Annotated in this window: 6 protein-coding genes and 1 pseudogene; 3 read left to right on the top strand and 4 right to left on the bottom strand. The window is 73.3% G+C overall.

All coding sequences use genetic code 11. The annotated features are described in order from the left end of the window. Positions 1-356 precede the first annotated feature (356 nt). Both Q0195_RS05830 and glnA read left to right on the top strand, forming a co-directional pair. The gene (locus Q0195_RS05830) at positions 357-710 is read left to right on the top strand and encodes an RDD family protein (RefSeq protein WP_299275810.1); all 354 of its coding nucleotides are present in this window, start codon (positions 357-359) and stop codon (positions 708-710) included. A gap of 118 nt (positions 711-828) precedes the next feature. After that, positions 829-2,253 carry a type I glutamate--ammonia ligase gene (gene glnA, locus Q0195_RS05825; RefSeq protein ID WP_299275807.1) on the top strand — a complete coding sequence of 475 codons (1,425 nt, stop codon included), beginning with the start codon at positions 829-831 and terminating at the stop codon, positions 2,251-2,253. Here the strand turns inward: glnA and Q0195_RS05820 are convergent, their stop codons facing one another. Further along, on the bottom strand, positions 2,254-2,754 hold the full coding sequence (locus tag Q0195_RS05820) for a metallophosphoesterase (protein ID WP_299275804.1): 501 nt from the start codon (positions 2,752-2,754) through the stop codon (positions 2,254-2,256). It abuts the gene before it with no gap. Positions 2,755-2,774: 20 nt separating this feature from the next. After that, positions 2,775-3,455, bottom strand: a complete 681-nt coding sequence (locus Q0195_RS05815) for a histidine phosphatase family protein (RefSeq protein WP_299275802.1) — start codon at positions 3,453-3,455, stop codon at positions 2,775-2,777. 164 nt (positions 3,456-3,619) lie between these two features. Here Q0195_RS05815 and Q0195_RS05810 point away from each other — a divergent pair, with 164 nt between their 5' ends. Next, positions 3,620-4,060: a DUF1801 domain-containing protein gene (locus Q0195_RS05810; RefSeq protein ID WP_299275800.1), complete on the top strand. Its 441-nt coding sequence runs from the start codon at positions 3,620-3,622 to the stop codon at positions 4,058-4,060. Between the two features lie 7 nt (positions 4,061-4,067). On the opposite strand, the gene Q0195_RS05805 is transcribed toward Q0195_RS05810, so the two are convergent. After that, positions 4,068-7,112 carry a bifunctional [glutamine synthetase] adenylyltransferase/[glutamine synthetase]-adenylyl-L-tyrosine phosphorylase gene (locus Q0195_RS05805; RefSeq protein WP_299275797.1) on the bottom strand — a complete coding sequence of 1,015 codons (3,045 nt, stop codon included), beginning with the start codon at positions 7,110-7,112 and terminating at the stop codon, positions 4,068-4,070. A gap of 5 nt (positions 7,113-7,117) precedes the next feature. Then, a pseudogene (locus Q0195_RS05800) lies at positions 7,118-7,800 on the bottom strand (glutamine synthetase); the annotation flags it as partial.

The following is a 7,800-nucleotide window of genomic DNA, read 5'->3' as shown; positions in this document are numbered from 1 at the left end:
GTCGCGAAGAGTCAGGCTGAACCACCACCTGGATCACCCTGACCCTTCCCGACCAGAACACCGCTTCTCCCGACCACAACACCGCTTCCCCCTCCCGACCGCGTCCGCCGCGGCGCCATGACGCCGCCGCGGCCGGCGCAGCCACCTCCGAGGGCCGGCCAGACATACGTGTGTCGCGAAGAGTCAGGCTGAACCACCACCTGGATCACCCTGACCCTTCCCGACCACAACACCGCTCCCCGCTTCTGCGTCCCCTTCTCACGCGCCTTCGTCGTGGGGTGCACGGGCATGAGCGGACCGGGCGCACCCGGATGGGTGCCGACAGGGGACCGCATCCCGGGCGATAGACTCGCGGGGTGCCTCCCGACGCGACTGCCACCAAGGCATCTCTCGGTCGCCGCATCGTCGCACTGGTCATCGACTGGGCGCTCGCGTCGGCGATCTCCGCGGGTTTCCTCGACTACGACCCGCTGGCGACCATCGCCGTCTTCGCCGTCATGACCTGGGTGCTCCTCGCCACCCGCGGCGCCACCATCGGGCACACGTTCCTCGGGCTCCAGGTACGGGCCGTCGACGGCGGGGCGGCCCGCCCGTTGCAGGTGCTCATCCGTACCGTCGCGCTGTGCTTCGTCATCCCCGCCGTGGTGTGGGGGCTGGACGGCCGCGGCCTGCACGACGTGTGGGCGGGAACGCGGATCGTCCGCCGCTGAGGTCGGCCGTAACATTCCCGACACATTCGGGTGACCGGACCGAAACGCCGGACAACTAACGTCCACCTCGCCGGGACGCCACCGCGGCTCCCGATCCCCCATGCCAGAGGAGCACCGCATGTTCAGCAATGCCGAGGAGGCCATCGCCTTCACCCGGGAGGAGGGCGTCAAGTTCGTCGACGTGCGATTCTGTGACCTGCCCGGGGTGATGCAGCACTTCAACATCCCCGTCGAGGCCTTCACCGAGGACGCCTTCACCGACGGGCTGATGTTCGACGGGTCCTCGATCCGTGGGTTCCAGGCGATCCACGAGTCGGACATGAAGCTCATCCCGGACGTCACGAGCGCCTTCGTCGACCCCTTCCGCAAGGAGAAGACGCTCGTCGTCAACTTCTCGATCGTCGACCCGTTCACCGACGAGGCCTACTCGCGCGACCCGCGCAACATCGCTGCCAAGGCCGAGGCGTACCTCCGGAGCACCGGTATCGCCGACACCGCCTACTTCGGTGCCGAGGCGGAGTTCTACATCTTCGACGACATCCGCTTCGCCACGAACCAGCACTCGAGCTTCTACTTCATCAACTCCAACGAGGCCGCGTGGAACACCGGCCGCGAGGAGGACGGCGGGAACCTCGGCTACAAGACGCGGTACAAGGGCGGGTACTTCCCGGTCTCGCCCAACGACCAGATGGCCGACCTGCGCGACGAGATGGTCACCACGCTCCAGCGCGCCGGCCTGCAGGTCGAGCGGGCCCACCACGAGGTCGGCACCGCCGGTCAGCAGGAGATCAACTACCGCTTCGACACGTTGCGCGCTGCCGCCGACGACGTCATGAAGTTCAAGTACATCATCAAGAACACCGCGTGGGCCCACGGCAAGACGGCCACCTTCATGCCGAAGCCGATCTTCGGTGACAACGGCTCGGGGATGCACTCGCACCAGAGCCTGTGGAAGGACGGCAAGCCGTTGTTCTTCGACGAGCGCGGCTACGGCGGCCTGTCGGACATCGCCCGCTGGTACATCGGCGGCCTGCTCCGGCACGCCCCGGCGCTGCTCGCCTTCACCAACCCGACGGTCAACTCCTACCACCGCCTCGTCCCTGGCTTCGAGGCGCCGGTCAACCTCGTCTACTCCGCACGCAACCGCTCGGCGTGCATCCGCATCCCGGTGACCGGGACCTCCCCCAAGGCCAAGCGCATCGAGTTCCGCGTGCCGGACCCGTCGTCCAACCCCTACCTGGCGTTCTCCGCGATGCTCATGGCCGGCCTGGACGGCATCAAGAACCGGATCGAGCCGCCGGAGCCGATCGACAAGGACCTCTACGAGCTGCCGCCCGAGGAGCACGCCCAGATCGAGCAGGTGCCCGACTCCCTCAGCGGTGCGCTCGCCGCGCTGGAGGAGGACCACGACTTCCTCACCGAGGGAGACGTGTTCACCCCCGACCTCATCGCCACCTGGGTGGAGTACAAGCGGACCAACGAGATCGACCCGCTGCGGCTGCGCCCCCACCCGCACGAGTTCGAGATGTACTTCGACCTGTAGTCACCTGCGCGGCAGACGGTGCAGCTCGACGTCGCGCACCTCCCCGGCGGCCAGGGTGAGTGTGACGTAGGTGCAGTAGGGCTGACGTCGCCGGTCGGTCGGGGAGCCCGGGTTGAGCAGCCGCAGGCCCTCGGACGTCGTGTCCCACGGGATGTGGCTGTGCCCGAACACGAGCAGGTCGGTCTCCGGGAACGCGGCCCGCATCCGGGCCTCCCGGCCGCGGGCCGCGCCGGTCTCGTGGACGACGGCGATCCGCACGCCCCCGACCTCGGCGCGAGCGACCTCGGGAAGCCGGCGGCGCAGCTCGGCGCCGTCGTTGTTGCCCCAGCAGGCGAGCAGGGCGACGGACCGCTCCTCCAGCTCGTCGAGGAGGGCGGGCACGACCCAGTCCCCCGCGTGGACGACGAGGTCCGCGCGCGCCACCTCCCGCCACACCTGCTCCGGCAGCGCCCGCGCGCGGACCGGGACGTGGGTGTCGGCGAGCAGGAGGACGCGGGTCACGGGGCCCCTGGCGCGTCCGCTCAGCGCTCGCTCGGCACAGCCTCGGCCGGGGCCTCCTCGGCCGCCGGCCCGTCCGCCTGCGGGGCCGCGACCCGGTCCCCGCCGAGGGGGCGCCCCTCCCACAGGTGGGCCCACCAGCCCTCGCGGGGGCTGCCCTCGAGCACGACGGCACCGGTGTTGCTGATCGGGTTGTACGCCGCGTGCTCGACGCTGACGTTCTCCGCCCGGACCGCGGTCCACGAGCGGATCACCGCCCCGTGGCTGAAGACGACGGCGGTCTCGACACCGTCGGCGTACGCCTCGGCGATGACGTCGTCGTAACGCTGCCACACCTCCAGCCCGTTCTCGCCGCCGGGGACACGGCGGCGGGGGTCCTGGGCCCAGCTGAAGATGGTGCCGACGTAGGCGCGGATCGCCGCCTCGTCCCCGCGCATCTCCAGGTCGCCGGCGCGGACCTCCCGCACGCCGTCGCGCACCCGCAGCTCCAGCCCCCGCTCGGCGACGAGCGGCTCCGCGGTCTGCTGCGTGCGCACGAGGGTGGAGGCGTAGACGACGTCGATGTCCTCATCCGCCAGGCTGCGCGGGACCGCGGAGGCCTGCTGCCGTCCGAGGTCGGTGAGGTCGGCCCCCGGCTCCGCGGTGTCGAGGAGGTCGGCGACGTTGGAGCTCGTCTGGCCATGACGGATGGGGGTGAGACGCATGCCCCCAGCCGGGCCCCGCAGCGCGGCCCGCGGGCAGCCGGGCAGGCCCGGCACCCCGGCACCGCGGCCCGCGGGCAGCCCGGCGGCCCGGCACCGTGCCCCGCGGGCAGCCGGGCGGATCCGGCACCCCAGCACCGGTCAGCGGCGAGGAGTACGGTGCCCCGATGAGCGACTCCTCATCGATGCGCCCCACCACTGCCTCCGTCGACGCGTTCCTCTCCGCCGACGACCCCGACGGCTCGCTGGCACGGCTCGACGCCGTCATCACCGGCGCGCTGCCCGGCGCGTCCCGGGTGCTGTGGCAGGGCGTCTTCTGGGGTGGGACCGAGCAGTCGATCATCGGCTACGGCCACATCGTGCAGCCGCGGCCGCGCAGGAAGGACGTCGAGTGGTTCCTCGTCGGGCTGGCCAGGCAGCGGCGCCATCTCAGCCTGTACGTCAACGCCGCCGAGGACGGCATCTACCTCGCCAAGTCCTACGGTCAGCGGCTCGGCCGGACGAAGGTCGGGTCGGCGAGCATCTCCTTCGCCTCCGCTGACGACGTCGACCTCACGGTGCTCGACGAGCTGGTGCGCCACGCCGGCCGCCTCGTCGAGTGGAGCTGACCGGCGCTCAGCCGAAGAACACCCGCTCCACGACGGCCCGGGCCCGCCGCGCCGCCCGCAGGTAGTCCTCCTCCAGGTCGGCGGCCTCCCCCGGGCCGTAGCCGAGCAGCCGGGAGACGGCGGTGAGCTGGACGGGGTCGTGCGGCACGACGTCCACCCGGGCACCCGTCACGCGGCCGCTCGCCAAGGCGATCGCCGCGCGGATCCGCGCCGCCAACGTCCACGCGGTGACCAGCCGCTCGGCGTCGGACCGCCCGAGCACGCCGGCCTCCCGGGCGGCGTGGAGTGCGTCGACGGTCCGTGCCGTCCGCAGCTCGGGCACCCGGCCGGCGTGCTGCAGTTGGAGCAACTGGGCGGTCCACTCGACGTCGGCCAGCCCGCCTCGGCCCAGCTTGAGCTGGCGGTTCGCCGGCACCCCCCGCGGCATCCGCTCCGACTCCACCCGCGCCTTGACCCGCCGCAGCTCGCGCAGCTCACGCTCGTCCAGACCGTCCTGGGGGTAGCGGAACGGGTCGACGAGCGCGACGAACCGCTCCAGCAGGTCGGCGTCCCCCGCCACCGGCCGCGCACGCAGCAACGCCTGCCGCTCCCAGGGCTCGGCCCACCGCTGATAGTACCGGGCGTAGGAGTCCAGCGAACGGACGATCGGCCCGTTGCGGCCCTCCGGCCGCAGCGCCGCGTCCACCGGCAGCGGCGGCTCCGGGCCGGGGTCGCCGAGCAGCGAGCGCACGTGGCCGGCGACGACGACGGCGAAGGCCTGGGCGTCCTCCTCGGCCACCCCGGGCAGGGGCTCGTGGACGAAGAGCACGTCGGCGTCGGAGCCGTAGCCCATCTCCTCCCCGCCGAGGCGGCCCATGGCCACGATGCCGAACCGGACGGGCGGGACGTCGTGGCCGTGCTCGGCGGCAGCGCGACGCAGCGCCACCTCCAGCGCCGTCGTCAGCGCCTGGTCGGCGGCCACGGTGAGCACCGCCCGGTCCCGGTCGTCGGTGACGCCGTCGAGCACGTCCCCGATGGCCGCGCGGAGCAGCTCGCGGCGCCGCAGGTAGCGTACCGCGCGCACCGCCTCCACCGGGTCGGGGCGCCGGGCGACCAGCGCCGCTGCCTCCCGCGCGAGCTGCTCGGGGGTCCGCGGCTGCAGCGCCTCGTCCTCCCCCAGCCAGGCGGCGGCCTCCGGCAGCGCCTCCAGCCCGTCGGCGACGTACCGGCTCGTCGCGAGCAGGTAGCTCAGCCGCGGGGCGGCCAGGCCGGAGTCGCGCAGCGTCTGGAGGTACCAGTGCGTGCTGCCGAGCCGCTCGGAGACCTTGCGGAAGGCGAGCAGGCCGCCGTCGGGGTCGGGCCCGTGGGCGAACATGCCGAGCATGGCCGGCAGGATCTGCCGCTGGATCGCCGCCGTGCGGGAGACGCCCGCGGTCAGCACGTCGAGGTGGCGCACCGCCCCCGCCGGATCGCGGTAGCCGATGGCCGCGAGCCGCGCCCGCACGGCCTCGGGGCGCAGCCGGGCGTCCTCCGGGCTGAGCCGGGCGATGAGCGGCAGCATCGGCCGGTAGAAGATGTCCTCGTGCAGCGCGCGCACCTCCCGCCGCACCGCACGCAGCCGCTGCTCCAGGGTCTCGGCGTCGGCGGCCGGACCGCCGGGCAGCGCCCGCGCCAGCCGCCGCAGGTCGGCCTCCCGTGTGGGGATGACGTGGGTGCGGCGCAGCCGGTGCAGCTGCATCCGGTGCTCGAGCACCCGCAGGAAGCGGTAGCACTCGTCCAGCCGGGCGGCCGGGTCGCGCCCGATGTACCCGGTGGCGGCAAGCCGGTCGATGGCCTCCAGGGTGCCGGCCACCCGGATGGACGGCTCGGTGCGGCCGTGGACCAGCTGCAGCAGCTGGACGGTGAACTCCACGTCGCGCAGCCCGCCGCGGCCGAGCTTGAGCTGGCGCTCCGCCTCGGCCGCCGGGATGGTGTCCTCGACCCGGCGTCGCATCGCCTGGGAGTCCTCGACGAAGTTCTCCCGCTCCACCGCGGACCACACGAAGGGCTCGACGGCGGCGACGTACTCCGCCCCGAGCGCGGCGTCCCCCGCCACCGGTCGGGCCTTGAGCAGCGCCTGGAACTCCCAGGTCTGGGCCCACCGTTCGTAGTAGGCGACGTAGGAGGCCACGGTCCGCACGAGCGGGCCGTCCTTGCCCTCCGGCCGCAGGTTGACGTCCACCGGCCACAGCGGCGGCTCCGTCCCCACCGCACCGGCGACGTTGCGGGCCAGGGCCCCGGCCAGGCGGGTGGCGACGGCCAGCGCCGTCTCCTCCGCCACGCCCTCCTCCGCGGCGGCGACGTGGACGACGTCGACGTCGGAGATGTAGTTGAGCTCCCGCCCCCCGGTCTTGCCCATGCCGATGACGGCGAGCCGCACACCGCGGCCGTGGTCGGGCAGGTCGGCCCGGGCGACGGCAAGCGCGGCGTCGAGGGCCGCCGCGGCGAGGTCGGACAGCGCGGCGGCGACCTCCGGGAAGGCGGCCAGCGGGTCGGGGCTGGTGAGGTCCGCGGCGGCGACCTGAACCAGCCGGCGCCGGTAGGCGCGCCGCAGCGCCTCCACCCCGGCGGTCCCGGTCACCGTGGCGACCGGGACCTCGGCCTCGGGGTCCGCGCCCACGGCGGCCAGCGCGCGGGCCCGCTCGTCCTGCGGGGTGAGGGCGAGGATGTCGTCGATCTCCTCGTCGGAAAGCAGCGCGACGTCCTCGGGCCGCGCGACGAGCATGTCCCCCAGCGCGGTGGAGGCGCCGACGACGGCGAGCAGCCGGCGGCGGTGGGCGCTGTCCGTGGCGAGCAGCGCGGGCAGGTCCACCGCCCCGCCCCCGCGCTCGTGCCACGCCTCGAGCAGCCGGACCACGGTGAGCAGCGCGAGGTCCGGGTCGGCGGCCTCGGCCAGTGCCTCGGGCAGCGGCGCCCCCGCCTCTGCGGCTCGCTCGGCCGGCCCGGTGAGCACCGGGTCGGCCAGCAGCCCGGCGGCCCGGCGCGGGTCGGTGAACCCGAGGCGGAACAGCTCCTGGGTGGGCGTGGCACGCACCGGGATCAGATCCCGGGCAGCAGGCTGCGCAGCTCGTAGGGGGTGACCTGGGCGCGGTACTCGGTCCACTCCTGGTGCTTGTTGCGCACGAAGAACTCGAAGACGTCCTCCCCGAGGGTCTCGGCGACGAGCTCGGAGGACTCCATCGCCTCCACGGCCTGTTCCAGGCTGCCCGGCAGCGGCTTGATGCCCATCGCCTTGCGCTCGGCGTCGGACAGCGCCCACACGTTGTCCTCCGCGCCGTCGGGCAGCTCGTAGCCCTCCTCCACGCCCTTGAGCCCGGCGGCGATGAGGACGGCGTAGGCGAGGTAGGGGTTGGCGGCGGAGTCGATGGCCCGGTACTCGGCGCGGGTGGACTGCCCCTTGTCGGGCTTGTGCATCGGCACGCGGACGAGCGCGGAGCGGTTGTTGTGCCCCCAGCACACGTAGCTCGGGGCCTCCAGGCCGCCCCACAGCCGCTTGTAGGAGTTGACGTACTGGTTGGTCACGGCGGTGATCTCGGCGGCGTGGTGGAGCAGCCCGGCGATGAAGGAGCGGGCGGTGGCGGAGAGCTGGTACTCCCCCGCCGGGTCGAAGAAGGCGTTCGTGTCGCCCTCGAAGAGGGAGAAGTGGGTGTGCATGCCCGAGCCGGGGGCGTCGATGAGCGGCTTGGGCATGAAGGTGGCCATGATGCCCTGCTGGAGGGCGA

Origin of the sequence: uncultured Georgenia sp. (assembly GCF_937958535.1) — a bacterium.
Taxonomy (GTDB): domain Bacteria; phylum Actinomycetota; class Actinomycetes; order Actinomycetales; family Actinomycetaceae; genus Oceanitalea.
The sequence above is the reverse complement of the archived record's forward strand: the minus strand, read 5'-3'. Positions and strand labels throughout refer to the sequence as shown.

Bases quoted from the DNA above. Each gene is read 5' to 3' on its own strand.
- glnA (WP_299275807.1), top strand. From the start codon at position 829: ATGTTCAGCAATGCCGAGGAGGCCATCGCCTTCACCCGGGAGGAGGGC.
- Q0195_RS05815 (WP_299275802.1), bottom strand. From the start codon at position 3,455: ATGCGTCTCACCCCCATCCGTCATGGCCAGACGAGCTCCAACGTCGCC.
- Q0195_RS05810 (WP_299275800.1), top strand. From the start codon at position 3,620: ATGAGCGACTCCTCATCGATGCGCCCCACCACTGCCTCCGTCGACGCG.